The organism is Massilia hydrophila (assembly GCF_020208145.1).
In the GTDB taxonomy this organism is placed as follows: Bacteria; Pseudomonadota; Gammaproteobacteria; order Burkholderiales; family Burkholderiaceae_D; genus Telluria; species Telluria hydrophila.
Genome location: NZ_JAHYBX010000097.1, coordinates 1 through 268, shown reverse-complemented (window position 1 = coordinate 268; position 268 = coordinate 1). Strand labels below are relative to the sequence as shown.

At 66.0% G+C, this 268-nt stretch carries 1 protein-coding gene; it reads left to right on the top strand.

The genetic code is table 11. The features are described 5' to 3' along the window. Window positions 1–268 (top strand): electron transfer flavoprotein subunit beta/FixA family protein (locus LE190_RS21675; protein ID WP_439847504.1); only part of this gene is annotated, 268 nt, incomplete at both ends.

Here is a 268-nt window from a genome sequence, read left to right as displayed (position 1 = left end):
GACGGCGGCCTGGAAACGGTCAGCCTGAACCTGCCGGCCATCGTCACCACCGACCTGCGCCTGAACGAGCCGCGCTACGTGACGCTGCCGAACATCATGAAGGCCAAGAAGAAGCCGCTGGAAACCGTCAAGCCGGAAGATCTGGGCGTCGACGTGAGCCCGCGCCTGAAGACCCTGAAGGTCACCGAGCCGGCCAAGCGCTCGGCCGGCGTGAAAGTCCCGGACGTGGCGACCCTGGTGCAGAAGCTGCGCACCGAGGCCAAAGTCA